General features: G+C 56.7%; 17 protein-coding genes. 8 read left to right on the forward strand and 9 right to left on the reverse strand.

Annotation, left to right across the window (positions count from 1 at the left end; genetic code table 11):
* Positions 1 to 24: 24 nt before the first annotated feature.
* Positions 25 to 480 carry a nucleotide triphosphate diphosphatase NUDT15 gene (locus HZS81_RS11505; protein WP_179930703.1) on the forward strand — a complete coding sequence of 152 codons (456 nt, stop codon included), beginning with the start codon at positions 25 to 27 and terminating at the stop codon, positions 478 to 480.
* 169 nt (positions 481 to 649) lie between these two features.
* On the opposite strand, the gene HZS81_RS11510 is transcribed toward HZS81_RS11505, so the two are convergent.
* Positions 650 to 1,225: a histidine phosphatase family protein gene (locus tag HZS81_RS11510; protein WP_179930704.1), complete on the reverse strand. Its 576-nt coding sequence runs from the start codon at positions 1,223 to 1,225 to the stop codon at positions 650 to 652.
* Between the two features lie 251 nt (positions 1,226 to 1,476).
* Between HZS81_RS11510 and HZS81_RS11515 the strand changes: the two genes are divergently transcribed.
* Positions 1,477 to 2,529 (forward strand): class I fructose-bisphosphate aldolase, encoded by a 1,053-nt coding sequence (locus tag HZS81_RS11515; protein WP_179930705.1) that lies wholly within the window; start codon positions 1,477 to 1,479, stop codon positions 2,527 to 2,529.
* Positions 2,530 to 2,573: 44 nt separating this feature from the next.
* On the opposite strand, the gene HZS81_RS11520 is transcribed toward HZS81_RS11515, so the two are convergent.
* The gene (locus HZS81_RS11520) at positions 2,574 to 3,464 is read right to left on the reverse strand and encodes a PhzF family phenazine biosynthesis protein (RefSeq protein WP_179930706.1); all 891 of its coding nucleotides are present in this window, start codon (positions 3,462 to 3,464) and stop codon (positions 2,574 to 2,576) included.
* Positions 3,451 to 3,651, reverse strand: a complete 201-nt coding sequence (locus tag HZS81_RS11525; RefSeq protein WP_179930707.1) for a DUF1127 domain-containing protein — start codon at positions 3,649 to 3,651, stop codon at positions 3,451 to 3,453. Before HZS81_RS11525 ends, HZS81_RS11520 begins: the two co-directional genes overlap by 14 nt.
* A 168-nt stretch (positions 3,652 to 3,819) precedes the next feature.
* Between HZS81_RS11525 and HZS81_RS11530 the strand changes: the two genes are divergently transcribed.
* Both HZS81_RS11530 and HZS81_RS11535 read left to right on the forward strand, forming a co-directional pair.
* Entirely contained in the window at positions 3,820 to 5,262 is a 1,443-nt protein-coding gene (locus HZS81_RS11530) for an aminotransferase-like domain-containing protein (RefSeq protein WP_179930708.1), read from the forward strand.
* A 40-nt stretch (positions 5,263 to 5,302) separates the two neighbouring features.
* Positions 5,303 to 5,920: a class I SAM-dependent methyltransferase gene (locus HZS81_RS11535; protein WP_179930709.1), complete on the forward strand. Its 618-nt coding sequence runs from the start codon at positions 5,303 to 5,305 to the stop codon at positions 5,918 to 5,920.
* A gap of 8 nt (positions 5,921 to 5,928) precedes the next feature.
* Here the strand turns inward: HZS81_RS11535 and HZS81_RS11540 are convergent, their stop codons facing one another.
* The 3 genes from HZS81_RS11540 to pdxR all read right to left on the reverse strand — a co-directional run bounded on the left by HZS81_RS11540 (position 5,929) and on the right by pdxR (position 8,913).
* A complete protein-coding gene (locus HZS81_RS11540) occupies positions 5,929 to 6,540 on the reverse strand; it encodes a DNA-3-methyladenine glycosylase I (RefSeq protein ID WP_179930710.1) in 612 nt (203 codons plus the stop codon).
* Positions 6,541 to 6,550: 10 nt separating this feature from the next.
* Positions 6,551 to 7,276: a phosphatidylcholine synthase gene (gene pcsA / locus HZS81_RS11545; RefSeq protein WP_422141585.1), complete on the reverse strand. Its 726-nt coding sequence runs from the start codon at positions 7,274 to 7,276 to the stop codon at positions 6,551 to 6,553.
* A 146-nt stretch (positions 7,277 to 7,422) separates the two neighbouring features.
* Complete coding sequence (gene pdxR / locus HZS81_RS11550) at positions 7,423 to 8,913, reverse strand: MocR-like pyridoxine biosynthesis transcription factor PdxR (protein ID WP_179930711.1); 1,491 nt, start codon at positions 8,911 to 8,913, stop codon at positions 7,423 to 7,425.
* A gap of 92 nt (positions 8,914 to 9,005) precedes the next feature.
* On the opposite strand from pdxR, the gene HZS81_RS11555 reads away from it, so the two are divergent.
* Both HZS81_RS11555 and HZS81_RS11560 read left to right on the forward strand, forming a co-directional pair.
* Complete coding sequence (locus tag HZS81_RS11555) at positions 9,006 to 9,455, forward strand: GNAT family N-acetyltransferase (RefSeq protein WP_179930712.1); 450 nt, start codon at positions 9,006 to 9,008, stop codon at positions 9,453 to 9,455.
* Positions 9,456 to 9,465: 10 nt separating this feature from the next.
* A complete protein-coding gene (locus HZS81_RS11560; RefSeq protein WP_179930713.1) occupies positions 9,466 to 9,921 on the forward strand; it encodes a rhodanese-like domain-containing protein in 456 nt (151 codons plus the stop codon).
* Positions 9,922 to 9,999: 78 nt separating this feature from the next.
* On the opposite strand, the gene HZS81_RS11565 is transcribed toward HZS81_RS11560, so the two are convergent.
* The 3 genes from HZS81_RS11565 to HZS81_RS11575 all read right to left on the reverse strand — a co-directional run bounded on the left by HZS81_RS11565 (position 10,000) and on the right by HZS81_RS11575 (position 12,601).
* Positions 10,000 to 10,554: a YbaK/EbsC family protein gene (locus HZS81_RS11565; RefSeq protein WP_241697474.1), complete on the reverse strand. Its 555-nt coding sequence runs from the start codon at positions 10,552 to 10,554 to the stop codon at positions 10,000 to 10,002.
* Between the two features lie 50 nt (positions 10,555 to 10,604).
* Complete coding sequence (gene codA, locus HZS81_RS11570) at positions 10,605 to 11,858, reverse strand: cytosine deaminase (protein ID WP_179930714.1); 1,254 nt, start codon at positions 11,856 to 11,858, stop codon at positions 10,605 to 10,607.
* A 119-nt stretch (positions 11,859 to 11,977) separates the two neighbouring features.
* Positions 11,978 to 12,601: a TetR family transcriptional regulator gene (locus HZS81_RS11575; RefSeq protein WP_179930715.1), complete on the reverse strand. Its 624-nt coding sequence runs from the start codon at positions 12,599 to 12,601 to the stop codon at positions 11,978 to 11,980.
* 184 nt (positions 12,602 to 12,785) lie between these two features.
* On the opposite strand from HZS81_RS11575, the gene HZS81_RS11580 reads away from it, so the two are divergent.
* A complete protein-coding gene (locus HZS81_RS11580; protein WP_179930716.1) occupies positions 12,786 to 13,880 on the forward strand; it encodes an efflux RND transporter periplasmic adaptor subunit in 1,095 nt (364 codons plus the stop codon).
* 1 nt (position 13,881) lies between these two features.
* The gene (locus HZS81_RS11585) at positions 13,882 to 16,929 is read left to right on the forward strand and encodes an efflux RND transporter permease subunit (RefSeq protein WP_179930717.1); all 3,048 of its coding nucleotides are present in this window, start codon (positions 13,882 to 13,884) and stop codon (positions 16,927 to 16,929) included.
* The last annotated feature ends 476 nt before the right edge of the window (positions 16,930 to 17,405 follow it).

Consider the following 17,405-nt stretch of genomic DNA (forward strand, 5'->3'; position numbering starts at 1 on the left):
AGCTGAACTAGGAAGGAGTTACTGATGGGCAATATCGAACAGCCTGTTATCGGGGTGGGCGCTATTGTGCTTCGCCCGGACGGAGACGTGCTGCTTGGATACCGCGATAAACATGGAGAATCGCCGTGCTGGTGCTTACCCGGCGGTCATGTTGATGCGGGGGAGTCATTTGAGACGGCAGCCATCCGTGAAATGGCAGAAGAAACAGGCATTACCGAGTGGCAATGCGTGAAGATCCTGGCGATAACCCAGCACCTGAGTAGCTCAGTCTCTACAGTTACAGGTGCAGTGTTAGTTACGGTGAAGCAGGATGCCGAAGCAGCATTGCTTGAGCCAGAGGTGTTTACTGAATGGTGCTGGTTTAGCCCCAGTTCTATTCCCACTCCGTTATTCCCGGCAAGCCAAGCGGTACTTGCGCACTGGCTAGGCGCTGAGCCGCCAACCGGTTGGCATGCATACCCTATTGGTGAAGAACGATAGAGCTCAAGTGCTGTTAAATTTCTGAAACTTTTAAATAATCTATCCTGGAGCGCTGGGTTCATCTTGGCTTGGTGCGACTACTCAAGCTATTAGGTATGGGGCTCGGATCGCCCCATTGACCCGGCGGAATAGGTCACGATGCATGAGACCTGAAGGCAAAGTGTGAGGTTCAGAACGTCATCTCGACCCGCTGTGCATTGGCAAAGTTTGACCCGGTCAGGTGGTTGAGGAAAGTGCCGTGGCCCACGACCGCAATGCAGCTCTCGGGCCGGGCCGAGAGCCAGTCAGCAAAGCGGGAAACGCGCGCTTCAAAGGCATCCAGCGACTCGCGCGGATAGGGATAGCCGTCCAGAGGGCCGTCAAACCACCATGGATCGTCGAGGTGGTCGAAGCGAAAGGCCGAAAACTCAGCGGCGAGCAACGGCGGCGACCGGCCAATATCGCAGTAGCTCTCCTGTTTCTCGCGGTGTAGTGCCTCGATCAACCGGGGTGCGGGATGATTTTCGAACGCCGCGAGCGTGGTCTGGATCGCGCGGGTTAGCGGCGATACGACCACAAGTTCGATGTCGCGCAGAGCCGCCACGTCCTCGGCCAGCGCCTTTGCCTGGCTGTGCCCTAATGCCGTCAGGCGTGCGTCGCGCAGAGCTGGGTCGCTGCGCACTAAGTCTTCGTCTAGGGCATCGGCGACCCGGGCGTTGTGTTCTGACTGGGCGTGGCGGATAAAATGAACGCGTTTCGCACGCATGAAGGGCTTGTCCTTTCGGTTTTCGGGTCAGGAAGTGGCCGGGTCGGTGACCAGCCTCGTAATGTAGCTGCTTGGATAATATCCTCACCAGAGTAAGCCCACCTTTTCATGGTGGCCACCTGCCCTGATTGCTGTGGCGCCTCCGCTATGCTCAATTGATGCGCTAGGCTATATTAAATCGCTAGGCTTTATTGTCACAGTATTTGGCGTACACTAACTTTGTACTACATACAGGGAAAGAGGAGCGCATCATGACCGATATAGCCGCTTTACTCGGCAGTGACGCCGATAGTTTGCTTAATCACACTTGCCAGGGCATACCCCGCGATAGCGTGCACCTGCCGGGCCCAGATTTTATTGACCGTGTTATGGCGGATAGCGACCGCAGCCCCGCCGTGCTGCGCAATATGCAGAGCTTGTTTAATCATGGGCGTATGGCCGGCACCGGTTACCTAAGCCTGCTGCCGGTGGATCAGGGCATTGAACACTCAGCAGGTGCCTCTTTCGCACCTAACCCGCGTTACTTCGACCCGGCCAACATCGTTGAGCTGGCGCTCGAAGGTGGCTGCAACGGTGTGGCATCAACGCTGGGTGTGCTGTCATCAGTGGCGCGGCGTTATGCCCACAAAATTCCGATGATACTCAAGCTCAACCATAACGAGACCCTTAGCTACCCGGCGATATACGATCAGACGCTATTTGCCGATGTCGAGCAGGCCCACGACATGGGATGCGTGGCGGTGGGGGCAACGATTTACTTTGGTTCTCACGAGAGCCGTTGGCAAATCATGGAGATTAGCGAGGCCTTTGAGCGCGCTCACCAGTTGGGGATGGTGACGGTATTGTGGGCTTATCTGCGCAATCCGGCCTTCAAGCAGGAGGGCGCTGATTATCATGCATCAGCCGACCTCTCCAGCCAAGCGAACCATATGGCGGCAACGCTTAAAGCGGATATCGTCAAACAGAAACTGCCTGAGAACAATGGTGGCTACCGTGCGGTAGGCTTCGGTCATACCCACGATAAAGTTTATAGCGAGCTGACCACTGATCACCCCATTGATCTGGCCCGCTACCAGGTAGCCAATTGCTTTATGGGCCGCGCGGGTTTGATTAATTCCGGTGGAGGCTCCAAGGGCCACTCTGATCTCGGCGAAGCGGTGCGAACGGCGGTGATCAACAAGCGCGCCGGGGGGATGGGCCTGATCTCTGGACGCAAGGCGTTCCAAAAATCCATGCCGGAGGGCGTTGAGCTGCTGCATGCGATTCAGGATGTCTATCTCTCAAAAGACGTTACCGTCGCCTGATTTCCCGGTTCGCACGAATCAAGTTGGGTCAATAGGAGGGGCGCTTAGCATCTATCAGTCATTGAGTGATGTATTTCAAAAGCGCCCCTGCCCACCACCACCGCGTTACCACCCACCGTCACCAAGCCATGCGTGATCTCGCCATTGGCAGCGGTGTGGATAACGCTGGGCCGCCCCATTTCAACGCCCTGATGAATCGTGCAGCGCAAAGCGTTTGGCTGCCTTGATGCCAAGTAGCCGGTCAATGCCGCCGCGGCGCTGCCGGTGGCAGGGTCTTCACCGATACTGTTGTGCATACAGAACATGCGGCTGCGCACCACGGTTTCCGTCTTGTCGGGTATATCCGTCACGTAAAGGTAGATCTGCTCGGCGCCGCTGGTTGCCACAGTTTCTGCCCAAGTGGTTGGTGATATCTGAACGCTCGCTAAAGACGCTAGGTCTGCCAGCTCAATCAAATGATAGGGCAACCCGCAGGAGGCAACCACCGGGTCGCCCATCACCTGATGCTTTTCAAGCCCTAACAACGTTGCGGCGGTATCGTGCCCAAGCGGGCTATCCATCACCGTGGCGGGCTGGGCGGTGATAAAGGTTGCGCTTCCCTGCGCAAAGCTAACCGCTAACTCGCCGACCGGTGGCTGTAGCACCAAGGTGTGCGCAGGGTTGACTCGCTTTAACTCCGCCAGCAGGTGCGCGGTGCCGACCGTGGGGTGGCCGGCAAACGGTAGCTCACGTGTGGGCGTAAAAATGCGCATGGGGTAGTGATTAGGCTCAGTGGCGGCACCTAAAAACACCGTTTCGGCAAGGTTAAGCTCATTGGCCAATGCTTGCATGGTGGTGGTGCTTAGTCCTTCGGTGTTTAGAAACACTGCCAATGGATTGCCGGTAAACGGCTGGTCGGTGAAAACATCCAGCAGGTAATACTCAGTGGTTTTCATCGGGGCCCCTTTTAAACGATGTCTGCTGCCAGAACGGTTTATGTCCCTCTTTTCGCGCCTGGGCGCGGGTAATACCGATATCTTCTAGCAACCGGTCATCAAGCGCCAGTAGCTGGCGGCGGCTGCGGCGGCATTGTTGGTAGTGTTGCAGCTGATAGCGAAGCTGGGTAAGGCGGAAGCGTGGCATGGCCGTTCTCCTTGAGTACTATGTGCCTAATCAGATTACTCAGCGCCGCCGCTACAATACAGATATAGACTTTTCTATTTTTAAGATACAGAGTGAGTGTTTTATACCTCTGTATGGTGGTTGGGCAGCACATCTGTATCTTTTTTGGGCGAGAGGGAGGGCAGTGGTATGACACGCTATGAAGAGGTCGCTGGCATTCTACGCGAGCGTATTGAGCACGGTATTTACCGCGTGGGTGATCGGCTGCCCTCAATTCGGGCGGTGTGTCAGGAGCTGGACGTCAGTATCTCGACGGCCCAGGAGGCCTACCGCCAGTTGGTGGACGTGGCGTTGATCGAGTCTCGGCCCAAATCGGGCTACTTCGTGTTACCCAGCCGGGTGCCGTCGGTGTTGCCGTCGGTCTCTCGCCCGGCGCAGCGGCCGTTGGATATTTCCCAATGGGATCAAGTGCTAGAGCTCGTCGCTACTCAGCGCGACGACGACCGGTTGCTGCTGGGGCGTGGCGTACCCAATCTTGAGTATGAGACGCTGCGGCCGCTGTCGAAAATCCTCGCTGGCCTGCATCGCAGTACTGACCTGAACGGATTCAACTACGACAAGCTGAACGGCAGCCCCGAGCTTCGCCAACAGGTGGCGCGGCTGGCCATCGCCTCCGGCTGCCTGCTGCACCCGGATGACATCATGGTGACCACCGGCTGTCAGGAAGCGCTGGCCATTGCGCTGCGCACCCTTACCCAGCCCGGCGATGTCGTCGCCGTGGACTCGCCCAGCTTTTACGGCACCATGCAGATCCTCAAAGCCAACGGTTTAAAAGCGCTGGAAATCCCCACTGACCCGCAAACCGGCATCAGTCTGGAGGCGCTGGAGTTGGCGCTGGAACAATGGCCGATTCGCGCGATACAAGTCACGCCGACCTATAACAATCCGCTGGGCTACACCATGCCTGAAGCACGCAAGCGAGCGCTGTTCCAGCTTGCTCAACGCTTCGATGTGGCGATTATCGAAGACGATATCTACGGTGATTTGTCATTTACTCTGCCCAGGCCACGCACGGTGAAATCTTTCGATGACGATGGGCGCGTGATGCTATGCAGCGGTTTTTCCAAAACGGTAGGTCCAGGGCTGCGGGTGGGGTGGCTGGCGCCGGGCCGCTATCGCGACCAGGCGATGCATATGAAGTATGTCTCCACCGGCGCCTCGGCTACGTTGCCGCAGCTGGCAGTGGCGGAGTTCGTCGCCAAAGGTCACTACGAGCGCCACGTCCGTTACGCCACCCGCCAGTATCAGCGCCAGCGGGATATCATGATTAGTTGGGTGCAGCGCTACTTCCCCCAGGGAGCGGGCATCAGCTACCCACAGGGCAGTTTCCTGCTATGGGTAGAGCTACCCGCTGCCGTCGACTGTGTGCGCCTTAACGAACGCCTGGCGCAGCGTGCTATTCACGTGGCGCCGGGGTCGCTATTTTCAGCCTCGGGTAAGTTTCGCCAGTGTCTGCGCCTGAACTATGCGTTTACGCTGACGCCCGCCATCGAAGACGCCGTACGCACTGTGGGTGAGCTGGCCACCGAGATGGTGGAAGACGCGCAGCAGCATGCGGTGGAGGTAGGGTGATGGGGCAACACTAGCTGTTTAATACCATGGGAGAGCCATCATGCAATCCAAAGAACACTGGGAAGGGGTATACACCAAGAAGGCGTCCACAGAGGTCAGTTGGTTTCAGGAGCATGCGGCACTTTCCGTAAAGCTCATTCGCAATGCTGACATTCCCACATCAGCTTCAATCATTGATGTGGGTGGCGGTGCCTCAACGCTGGTGGATGATTTGCTAGCGCTTGATTATGAAAAAATTACCGTGCTGGATTTATCGTCATCCGCGCTGGCCACAGCAAAAGAACGCCTTGGCGAGCGTGCATCACACGTCATATGGCGTGAAGAAAATGTGTTGGAGGCTGAGTTTCGTGAGCATGGCTATGATATTTGGCACGATCGCGCCGTTTTCCATTTCCTCACGAGTGAAGAAGAGCGTCATCGTTATGTACAACAAGTGATGGGGGCTGTTAAACCGGGCGGTCTTGTGATGGTGGCTACCTTTGCCGAAGATGGCCCAACCCAATGCAGTGGGCTCCCCGTGATGCGCTACAGCGCTGGCGAATTGCATTCAGAGTTTGGTGAACCGTTCGAGCTTATCGGTCACGAAAAAGAGTCACACCAAACGCCGGATGGCAGTGAACAAAAGTTTATATACTGCCTTTGTAAGAAAATGATGTAACGACGCCTTCATTTAACAGGCCGTTGAAATTGCTGCCTTGCGTGCTCAACGCGTTTGCGGGTGATGCACGTCAGCGAGTGATCATTGAGCAGCCCCATGGCCTGCATAAAGGCGAAGACGGTGGTGGGCCCAACGAATTTCCAGCCGCGTTTTTTTAATGCGTTTGCCAGGGCGATGGATTCCGGCGAGGTGGTCTGGGTTTGCGGCGCAGCGCGTGCATCGGAGGGTGGCTCGTAGCGCCAGAAGAAAGCCGCCAGCGAGCCTTCCTGCTCGACCATTTCTTGGGCCCGCTTGGCATTATTAATCGTTGCTTCGATCTTGCCGCGATGGCGAATAATGCCCGCATCCTGCAACAAGCGCTGCACGTCGTCTTCATTGAAACGGGCGACCTGATGAAAGTCGAAGTGGTGGAAGGCGGCGCGGAAATGCTCACGCTTGTTGAGAATGGTGCGCCAGCTCAAGCCCGACTGAAAACTCTCCAGGCAAAGTTTTTCGAACAGCCGCTGGTCATCGGCTACCGGAAACCCCCATTCATTATCGTGATAGGGCAGAAATTCCGGCGCGCCGCCGCACCACTGGCAGCGGGGGTATCCATCGGGGGCGATAAAGTCGTTAGCCATCAGTGACCTGTCAATCGAACCACTCTTTCGCGGTACGCCACAGGCAGATACCGACGAAGTACACAGAGGTGACGCCCCAGCCCCATAGTGCCCAGGCCGCGTGCTCGGGGGTGGAGAGTACCAGTGACGTGGCACAGACGAACCACGCAAGCGTCACGGCGATATTGAGCGGCATGAACAGGCGCACCCGGAAAGGGTGAAGAAACTTCATCCTTGTCACGGTGAGGGCGGCCAGCAGGACAATCACGACAAAGGTGAACCAGGGCGGTAGGTCAAGAATATAGACATAGACCGCGACAACGTTCCAGGCGGCAGGAAAGCCGACAAAGAAATTATCCTGGCTTTTCATATTGACGTTGCAGAAACAGAACATCGATGACAGCAGAATGATGAACACTGTCAAAAGCCCAAGGTTGGGCGGCAGCTCAATGAAGAAATAGATGAAAAGCGCCGGGATAAAGGCCCAGGTAAGGTAATCGATGACCATATCGAGGGTTGAGCCATCGAAATGGGGCAACACGGTCTTGACGTCGAACTTGCGGGCCAGGGTGCCATCGAAACCATCGACCAGCATCGCCGCGCCCAGCCAAAGAAGACAGGCAACCGGATTATTGTCGACCAGGGCGAGCATCGCCATCGTGCCGAGCAGAACGCCGCTGGCCGTAAAGGCATGCACGCCCCAAGCCTTACCTATCGAAGCGCGGGATTCTGTTTGCGAAGAGAACGGTTGAACCACGTTGACCCCATCGGGAACGCGTTGTCCCCTTGCTGGTTGATAGAAAAATGCGTGCGTAAAGAGCATTACCCTACTACAAGAAGGTACTCGGAGAATACGCAGCAGGCCATCTATTGATGGAGGGCAACGTTTGCTGCCATGCACTGCTAGGTAATGGTCACCGATTGCTTTAGGGCCATATAGGCGTCGCTGAGCCATGCACCGGCATTGGTAAGCTCGCTTTCCGTTGAGCCCGCATAGCCGAGCACTAAACCCGGGCGCCTGTTCTCAGCAAGGTAATAGCGGGAAAGTGGCGAAAGGGTAATACCTTGCGCCTCGGCGCGTCTTACAAGCAGGTTTTCTTCTTCTATGGTGTCGAGTTCGGCTAACAGGTGCATGCCCGCATGGCCGTCAGAAAGCCGAAGCCCTGCGGCCACTGCAGGCGCTAACGCCGCTCGCAAGCAGGCTTGGCGCTGGCGGTAGGCGGCCCGCATCCGGGCGATGTGGCGAGTAAAGTGCCCGTTGGCAATGAATTCGGCGAGGGCCGACTGTACAGGGTAGTTACCCTCTCGGTGCAGGCGTGCGTGGGCCAGTCTGACGTCTTCGGCAAGCGCTTCAGGCACGACCAGATAGCCCAGGCGTAAGCCGGGATAGAGCACTTTACTGAAGGTGCCTACATAAATGACCGATGCCTGTTCAGCGAGGCCCTGGAGCGAGGGCGTTGGTGGCGTGTCGTAACGAAATTCGCTGTCGTAGTCGTCTTCAATGATCCAACTGCCAGTGCGAGACGCATACTCAAGTAACGCCAGTCGCCTGGGCACTGGCATGGTCACGCCGCTGGGATACTGGTGGGAGGGTGTCACGTAAATTAGTCGAGGTGCTGGCGCATTCTCAGGGGCAAGTGACGGGTTTAGTCCTTGTTGATCGACGGGTATGGGCGTGACCGCTAAACCTGACGCCAGAAAGCAGGCCTGGGCGCCGCCGTATCCCGGCTCCTCCATCCAAACCGAATCCCCATGATCGGTGAAGAGCTGGGTAATCAGTTCAAACGCTTGCTGGGCGCCTTGGGTGATGACGATCTGCTCTGGCCGGCAACGCACCGCTCGGGAAAGCCGCAGATAGTCACAAAGGGCCGCTTTGAGTGCAGGTAGCCCGCCGCTGGTTTGATAATCCATCCATGACCGTTCCGCCTGATAATAGTGTCGCCGTAACAGCCGCTGCCACTGCTCGCGAGGAAATAGATCGAGTGCGGGGACGCCTGGGGCAAAGGCGCGATGTCCGTGGCTCAGCGTTCCGCTTAGCGTTAATAGTTTGTTGCCCCGGTTTGAGTAGCGAACAGGCACAGGAGGTGGTGCCTCAGCCCTGGTTAACAGCGTGGGTAGGTCTGCTACATAGAGCCCCGCCCCTTGGCGAGCAATCAGCAAACCTTCCGCTAATAGCCGATCTGTGGCGGCTAGCACGGTATTGCGGCTAATACTCAAAGCGCGGGCCAAGTAGCGGGAAGAAGGAAGCGCATCGTCAGCCGTCAACTCACCGTGTTGGATCCACTCCTTTAGCGAGCGGTACAGCTGCTGAACCAGCGTAGCCGCTTCGTGCGGGTTTAGCCTTAGCGCTAGCGCCTCCGCAATCCAGTCGCCAGCCGCATCATGTCGTTTCACTGGTTCCCTCAAATTGGCGTTAATTGGCTCTTTATCGTAGACCACTATAGCGGCAATCTGTGTTGAATCACCACCCAGTTGGAGCAATCGTTATGGTTAACATTCGTTCGGCGGTACTCAATGACCTGGAACCACTCAGTGGTTTACTCGATGGCTATCGTCAGTTTTATAAGCAACCGAGTGATATAGACGCGGCACGTAGCTTTCTGCGCCAACGCATGGGGCTGGGGGATTCATTTATGCTGGTTAGCGAGAACAGTGAGAGCAGTCTCACCGGTTTTGTACAGCTCTACCCTGGGGTTTCCACGGTGGGTTTAAATGCCCGCTGGACGTTAAATGATCTGTTTGTTTTGCCTGAGAGTCGTGAGAAAGGCACCGGCAGGGCATTAATGGAAGCCGCTACACAACTGGCTCAAGAGCATGGTGTGGCTCGTTTGATATTAATGACGCAAGTAGAGAACGAGCGCGCCCAGCATCTATATGAATCTTTGGGCTGGCAGCGTAATACCGCTTTTTACGGCTATGTACTCGATATCAAATAAGGGGCAAGTGATGACTAACGAGGATCAATCTGCGGTGCTGGCATTTCCTCCCGCGAAGCCCGCCACCACGGCCGCGGCTATGTATGACAAACTCTGCTACCACACGGATGCCTGGGACGTGGCGCAGGATTTGGCCAATGGTATTGCAGCTATTGTGGTGATCGATACACGCAGCTTTGAGCACTACTGTGCCGGGCATATTCCAGGGGCGATCAGCTTGCCGCATAAGGAAATGACACCAGAGCGCTTAGCAGAGCTGGATAACACCCTTGTTTATATCACTTACTGCGACGGTATTGGCTGTAACGGCTCAATCAAAGGCGCGTGGAAGCTGGCAAGTGCAGGGCTACAGGTAAAAGAGTTATTGGGCGGGTTAGATTTTTGGCGTCGTGACCAGCATCCCATCCAAGCAGGTGAGCAGATGGGAAGCTTGGAGAGCGCGGAGACTGTGGCGTGTGGGTGTTAGGTGATTAAGTCCATAAAAATTAATTATGTGGCATTTACTTAATTTCAGAAAAGCACACTGACGTTACTTTTCAAATAGCTAACGTGGCTTTGCCTGCCCAGAATGGTACTGCTCGATTGATGTCTCTAAATGTTTTGCGTTGGCTTGAGAGCAGAGTAAGTAATCACTCTCCGGCAGCTTGCACACATCCACCCACTCGGCATTCACCAGCTCGGCCAGTCGCTTGGGGCTTAGGCGCACGGCGCTATTGGGCGAGCCGGCGGCGGGGAGCACTTCGTCAAAGGCGTGGAGCGATTCATCGCAGTACACCGGCAGGTCGGTGGCGAGGCCAAAGGGGCAGACACCGCCCACCGGGTGGCTGGTGAGTTCCATCACCGTCTCGGCGTCGAGCATCTTGGCCTTGCCGCCGAATGTATCGCGAATCTTGCGGTTGTCGATACGCGCGTTGCCGCTGGCGACAATCAGCAGCGGCTTTTCACCCACTCGAAACGCCAGGGTTTTGGCAATTTGACCAGGGGTCACCCCGTGGGCGTCGGCGGCGAGCTGCACCGTGGCGGTGCTGGCTTCAAGCTCCTCAATGCTTACATCCGGTGCATGCTCGGCAAAAAACTGGCGAACGGTCTCGACGCTCATCGTGGCTCCTTTAAGTCGGCGAAATAACTAACCTAACGTGGACTTGAACATTAGCCAAGCCACGGTGGCGTGGTGATCCTGGCGGGTTCGCGCTGCATGATGATCTCGCCGTGGCGTACCGAGAGTAGTACGTCGCCCTGGGTGCGCAACACGCTGTAATCGTCCTCGCCGTCCAGCAGGTTGAAGCTGGCGGGTTTGCCCACCTCAATGCCGTAGTGCTCCTCAATATTGAGCGTGCGGGCGCTGTTATCAGTAATCAGCGAAAGTGCCTGGCTGAAGTCCTGATAGCCCATCATGTGGCAGATATGCAGGCCAAAATCCAGCGTGCGTAACAACTTGCCGTTACCCAGCGAGTACCAGGGGTCGACGATGGAATCTTCGGCAAAGCATACGTTGATGCCTGCCTCGTTGAGTTCTTTCACCCGGGTCACGCCGCGGCGTTTGGGGTAGCTGTCGAAACGCCCCTGTAGGTGGATGCTTTCGGTGGGGCAGGAGACAAAGTTGATGCCCGAGCGTTTAAGCAACAGAAACAGCTTGGAGCAGTAGGCGTTATTGTAGGAGTGCATGGCGGTGGTATGGCTGGCGGTCACGCGGCTGCCCAGGTCGTGACGCAGTGCTTCATAAGCCAGGACTTCAAGAAACCGCGAGTTGGGGTCGTCAATTTCGTCGCAGTGTACGTCCACCAAGCGGTCGTACTTGATTGCCAGTTCTATTACCCGCTCCATGGAGGCCACGCCCAGCTCGCGGGTGTATTCAAAGTGGGGGATGCCGCCGACCACATCGGCGCCGATCTCCAGCGCTTCTTCCAACAGTTTGTCACCGCCGGGGTAGGAGAGCAGGCCGTCTTGCGGAAAGGCGACGACCTGGATGTCGATCTTGTCTTTCAGTTCATCGCGCAGGGCGCACAGCGTTTTGATCCCCACCAGGCTAGGATCGCTGGTATCCGCGTGGGTGCGCACAAACTGAACGCCGTTACCGATCAGCAAATTAAGCGTTTTCAGCGCACGCTCGCGAATATCCGCTTCGGTAAGCATGGGCTTGCGTTCGCCCCAGCGTTCGATGCCTTCAAACAGGGTGCCGCTCTGATTCCAGTTGGGATCCCCCGCCGTCAGTGCCGCGTCCAAATGAATATGCGGCTCAACAAACGGCGCGCAGAGTAATTTGCCGCCCGCGTCGATTTGTCCTTCGCTTGCGGTTTGCGGGGCATCCTGGGCGGTAATCGCGCTGAACGTGCCATTGTCTATCTCGACGCGGTAAAGCTCGGGAAATTGGCGCAAACGGGCGTTTATGATCTGCATGCTCATATAAAAAAGGGGCTCACTTATTGTTTAGCGGGGGAAGGAAGCGTATCGCCAAGCGTAGCGTGATTTATGCGCAGCAGCACGCCGTAGCTGGAAAGCAGGCCCCCGTCATCTCTAAGTCGTTAGGGCGTGCTCTCCACCAACATACCGCGTATTAACGTTTCGACAACGCCGTTGTATTCATCCGCCAATGAATATTGCTGGGGATCCTGTAGCCAATCAAAGCAGACACCAATTAAAAAGCCATGAAACTGACGGCGAGCACTGGCAGGGGTGAGGTCGGCACGCAAGTTGCCAGCGAGTTGAACCTGTGCAAATAGCTGCTCTACTTGGGCTTCAGCATGCTCGGAAAGCCGCGTGATCATGCAGATTTTGGGGTGGTCGTCTTCGAGTTTTTCGCAGCGGTGCAGCACGATGGTGGCGGCTCGCTGAAGCGGTAAGTCGTGGCAGATGCCTGCCAGCGAGCGCTGAGCGATCTCACGCAAGCAGTCGATCGGCGTTGCGCCGAGGCGAAGTGCGGCGTCATCGACAATCTCATCCAGCGGGAGTCGCACCCGTTCAAGCAGCGCATCGAACAAGGCGGCTTTATCTTCAAAATGCCAATAGATCGCACCGCGGGTAACCCCCGCTGCCTGGGCAATATGCGCTAACGTGGTGCGCGAAACGCCCTGGGCGAGAAAGGTAGACTCTGCGGCGTCGAGTATCGTTTCCCGGGTGCGTTCGGCATCGGCCTTACGACGAGACATAGCGATTCCTTACCTTGAAATTATACGGATTCTGGCATTTATGGCTGGCAAAGTCGCCGTTGGGTGATTATTCTACACTTTCACTGACATTCATGTATGTCAGTGAAAGTGTCGGTTGACTCATTTCAACTCAATGCGCTTGAGTATTTTTTGTTACAACGCTGAATCCCGTAAGGAGCTCTTCGTGCCCGTTACCTTTATCCGTTTGCTGCCGGGCCTTATCGCCTTGTTATGGCTCGTTGGCTGTGAGCAACCCCCGGCAGCGCCCGACGATTCGGCACGACCGGTCAAATTGATGACCCTGGAAGCGGCGAATGCGTCGGCGCTGCGGCAGTTCCCGGCGCGGGTGGAAGCCACTACGCGCAGCAATTTGTCGTTTCGCATGGCGGGTGAATTGCTCGAACTCAATGTCAGCCCCGGCCAACGGGTGAGCGAGGGCGAGGTAATTGCGCGTATTGATGACCGCAATGCGCAAAGCGAACTAGATAGCGCCCGTTCACGCTTAGAGTTAGCCAAGGCGATGTTAGAGCGCATGCGCTATACCCTGGAGCGCGGGGCGGTGAGTCAAGCCCAGTTTGATGAGGCAGAGAGTGAATGGCGGGCGGCCCGCGCTACTTTTGAGCAAGCCCAAGAGCAGGTCACCCATACGCAGCTTCGCGCGCCCTACGACGGTGTGATTGCCCAGGTTCCGGTGGATAACCGCCAGATTGTCCAAGTGCAGCAAACCGTCGCGGTTATCCAGCAACCGGGGCAGTTAGACGTGGTGTTTCACCTGCCCGAGCAGATCGTTCAGCGCATGCCGCGCAACAACGGCAAGCCCTTCGGCGACGCCTTGGCGTTTGAAGTGCGCTTTGGCGGAAGCAATACCCCCTACCTTGCCCAACTTGCGTCTTACACCACTCAAGCCAGCGCGCAGAGCCTGGCCTACGAAATCACGCTGACGCTTCCCCAGCCTGACGACATCACGCTACTCGATGGTATGAGCGCCAATGTGCGCCTGGATTTGAGTGCGTTGCAGTCCGATGCGACTCAGCCAGCATGGCACCTCCCACCAGAGGCGGTGAGCTACGCCGGCGATGACCCCGACCAGGCCCGGGTATGGCGCTATGATGATGCAGACCACCTTGAGGCAGTGCCGGTAGACGTTGGGCCACTAACATCAAACGGCCTGCAGGTAAGCGGTGACCTGTCAGCGGGAGATCGCATCGTGGCCGCCGGTGCTCACCGCCTAACCGCAGACACCCAAGTCACCCCGTGGGAAAAAGAGCAGGGGCTTTAATATGGTCGACTACTTTTTACGTCACCGGGCGGCCAGCTATTTAATGACGGTGGTGCTGCTCGCGGGTGGTGCGCTGGCATTTCTGGGCATGGGGCAGTTGGAGTTCCCCGAGTTCACCATCCGTAACGCCCTGATCACCACCCAATACCCTGGCGCGACGCCGGAAGAGGTGGAGCAGGAAGTCACCTCGACACTGGAAGAGTCGATCCAGGAGATGTCGTCGATCAAACGCGTCAGCTCGGTGAGCTCCGACGGCCTCTCGCAGATTACCGTCGAGCTTGAAAGCACGGTGCAAAACGAAGAGCTGGAGCAGCTATGGGATTCGCTGCGCCGCAAGGTCGAGGATGCCCAGGCAGCGCTTCCCCCGGGGGCCAGGCAGTCGCGCATTAACGACGACTTCGGCGATGTGTTTGGCTTCATGGTCAACCTGACCGGCGAAGGCTACTCCATGCCCGACCTGGCCGACCATGCTGATTTCCTCAAGCGTGAGCTGGCGCTGGTCGAAGGTGTCGAGAAGGTGTCGCTGGGCGGCGAGCATCCAGAGCGCATTTATATCGAGGTAGACCGTGAGCGCCTGCGTGCGCTGAATATTCCGCTTACCCGGTTGCAACAGCTGCTCGACACGCAAAATGCGGTGGCCGACTCAGGGCACCTTAAACAGGATGGTCGTCGTTTTCGGATTACGCCTACCGGCAGCGCGGCGAATATTGATGACCTGCGCGCGCTAATTGTCAGCGAAGGCGATGGCGAGTTAGTGCGGCTGAGCGACATTGCCAATGTAAGTCGTGAACTGGCGGAGCAACCCCAGCAGCTCTACCGCGATATGGGCAGACCAGCGATCTCGCTGGGCATTTCCTTTGAAAGCGGCGTTAACGTGGTCGAGGTCGGCGAACGGCTGCAACAGCGCTTGGTGGAGCTGGAAACTCGCACGCCGCTGGGCATGGAGCTGAACGTGGTCTACGACCAGCCTCAGGTGGTCGATGAGGCAGTATCGGGCTTTTTGGTCAGCTTGATACAGGCGGTGGCCATCGTGATCGTGGTGCTGATGCTGTTCATGGGCTGGCGCAGCGGCCTGTTGATGGGCTTCATCTTGCTGATCACCATCATCGGAACCTTTATGCTGATGCGTATCCACGGCCTGCAGCTGGAAAAAATCTCGCTGGGGGCGCTCATCATCGCCCTCGGCATGCTGGTGGATAACGCCATTGTGGTGACCGAAGGCATGCTGGTGGGCTTAAAACGCGGCAACACGATTCGCGACTCGGCCCACCAGGTGATCCGCCAAAACGCCTGGCCGTTGCTGGCGGCCACGCTGATTGCGATTGCGGCCTTTGCGCCCATTGGTCTATCGCCGGATACCACCGGTGAGTTTATCGGCTCGCTGTTTTTTGTGCTGCTCTACTCGTTGCTGCTGAGCTGGATTACTGCGCTGACGCTCACCCCCTTCTACTTCAAGCTGTTTTTCCGCAACGTCGCCCCCGGTGATGGTCAGGATGACCCCTATAAAGGCAGCGTGTACCGCGCTTTTAGCCGCGTCATTATTACCGGCATTCGTTGGCGCTGGGTCACGCTGGTGCTGGTCGCGGCGATATTAGCGAGCGCAGTGGTCGGCTTTGGCTCGGTCAAAAATGCCTTTTTTCCGGCGTCGAACACACCGATCTTTTTTGTCGATTACCGCACGCCGGAAGGCACGGATATTCTCGAAACCCAGCGCCGGGTTAGCGAGCTGGAAGACACCGTCATGCAGATGGAAGGCGTTCGCCATTTGACCACCACGGTGGGCGGTGGCGCGCAACGCTTTACCCTGACCTATTCGCCCGAAGACCGCTACGCGAGCTATGCGCAACTGATAGTCGAAACCGACGATAAAGCCACTCAGCGTGCACGCATGGCCGAGGTTGAGAAGGTGCTGGAGCGCGACCACAGCGATATCGACTATAAAATCGCCCCGCTGGAAGTCGGTCCCGCACCCAAAGCCAAGTTGGAGGCGCGCTTTTACGGCAGCGACCCCGAGGTGCTGCGCCAGTTGGGCGACAAGGTTGAAGCCATGTTCCGCGCTACGCCGCACATGACCAGCGTGCGCACTAGCTGGCGTAACCGCGTGCAGGTGATTGAACCGATATTTATGGAAGACACTGCGCGGCGGCTGGGCGTCACCCGCGAAGACCTGGCCGCCACGCTTGCCTTGAGTACCAGCGGCAGTCAGGTGGGCGTTTACCGCGATGGCAGCGACTTGATTCCCATGGTGGCGCGGGCGATTCCTGAGCAACGCCACGACGCGGATAACCTTGGCTCGCTCAACGTATGGAGCCAGGAACTAGGGCGCTATATCACCGCTGACCAGGTGATCAGCGATATCACGACCCAGGTAGCCGACCCGCTGATCAAGCGCCGTAACCGGGAACGTATGCTAGCGGTATATGGCGAACCGCACCCGTTAAGCGGCGTAACGGCGGCGAGCGTACTGGCCGAGATTCGTCCGGAGGTGGAAGCGTTGGATCTACCACCGGGGTACCGGTTGGAGTGGGGCGGCGAGTATGAAACCGCTGGCGAGGCGCAAAGTGGATTGTTCTCCTCGCTGCCGCTGGGGCTGGTGATGATGTTCATTATCACCGTGGTGCTGTTCAACAACTTCCGCCAGCCGCTGGCCATTTGGTCATTGGTGCCGTTGACGATTATCGGCGTGGTGGGTGCGCTGCTGCTGACCGGCTTGCCGTTCTCGTTTATGGCGCTGCTGGGTACGCTGAGCTTGATCGGCATGGTGATCAAGAACGCCATCGTGCTGGTGGAGGAAATCAACGTGCAGCTGCCGCTGCATCAGGATCGCTACCACGCGGTGGTGCGAGCGGCCGTCAGCCGGGTGCGCCCGGTCGCCATGGCTGCCTTGACCACCATGCTGGGCATGATCCCGCTGATCAGCGATGCGTTCTTCGCCAGCATGGCGGTGGCGCTGATCGGTGGTCTTGGCGTCGCCACCCTGTTAACCCTGGTGGTGTTGCCGGTGGTTTACTGCGTGCTCTACCGGATTAAGATTCACGCGGATAAATAACCCCGAGCTATCCCTTTCATCCCTCCCCGTAAGTTATCCATGCACACTACTCCTGCGCTTAAAGGCTAAGCGCAGGAGTAGTGCAGCGTAAGAGATGGTTGCACCAAGAGGTCAAAAGATAAAACGCTAGTTTTAAAGGTGGGTTTTTATGTTTTGTTGTTTAAGTAATTGTTTTATATAGACTTTTATTTTTTATAAATTATTTCCATATAATCCTAAAGTATATTCCTCTAAGGCCGATATATATTGTTCTGGAAAATATCGGTAAATTTAAGTTTGTCTAAAGTCGCTGGGCTGTCTCTAGCTAGATTACGTAAATTGCCAATAGATAATGGATATAGCCTGGAGGCATTCCGCACTATGAACCGTGTACTTAGTAATATCTCAGTCAAAATGGGGTTAACCCTTGTTCTAGCCATTTTCTCATTATTAATCATCATTATAGCGTTTCTTGGTTATCAGTCGGGAAAAGTAGC

The sequence above is a fragment of the Vreelandella salicampi genome (assembly GCF_013415105.1).
Taxonomy (GTDB): Bacteria; Pseudomonadota; Gammaproteobacteria; order Pseudomonadales; family Halomonadaceae; genus Vreelandella; species Vreelandella salicampi.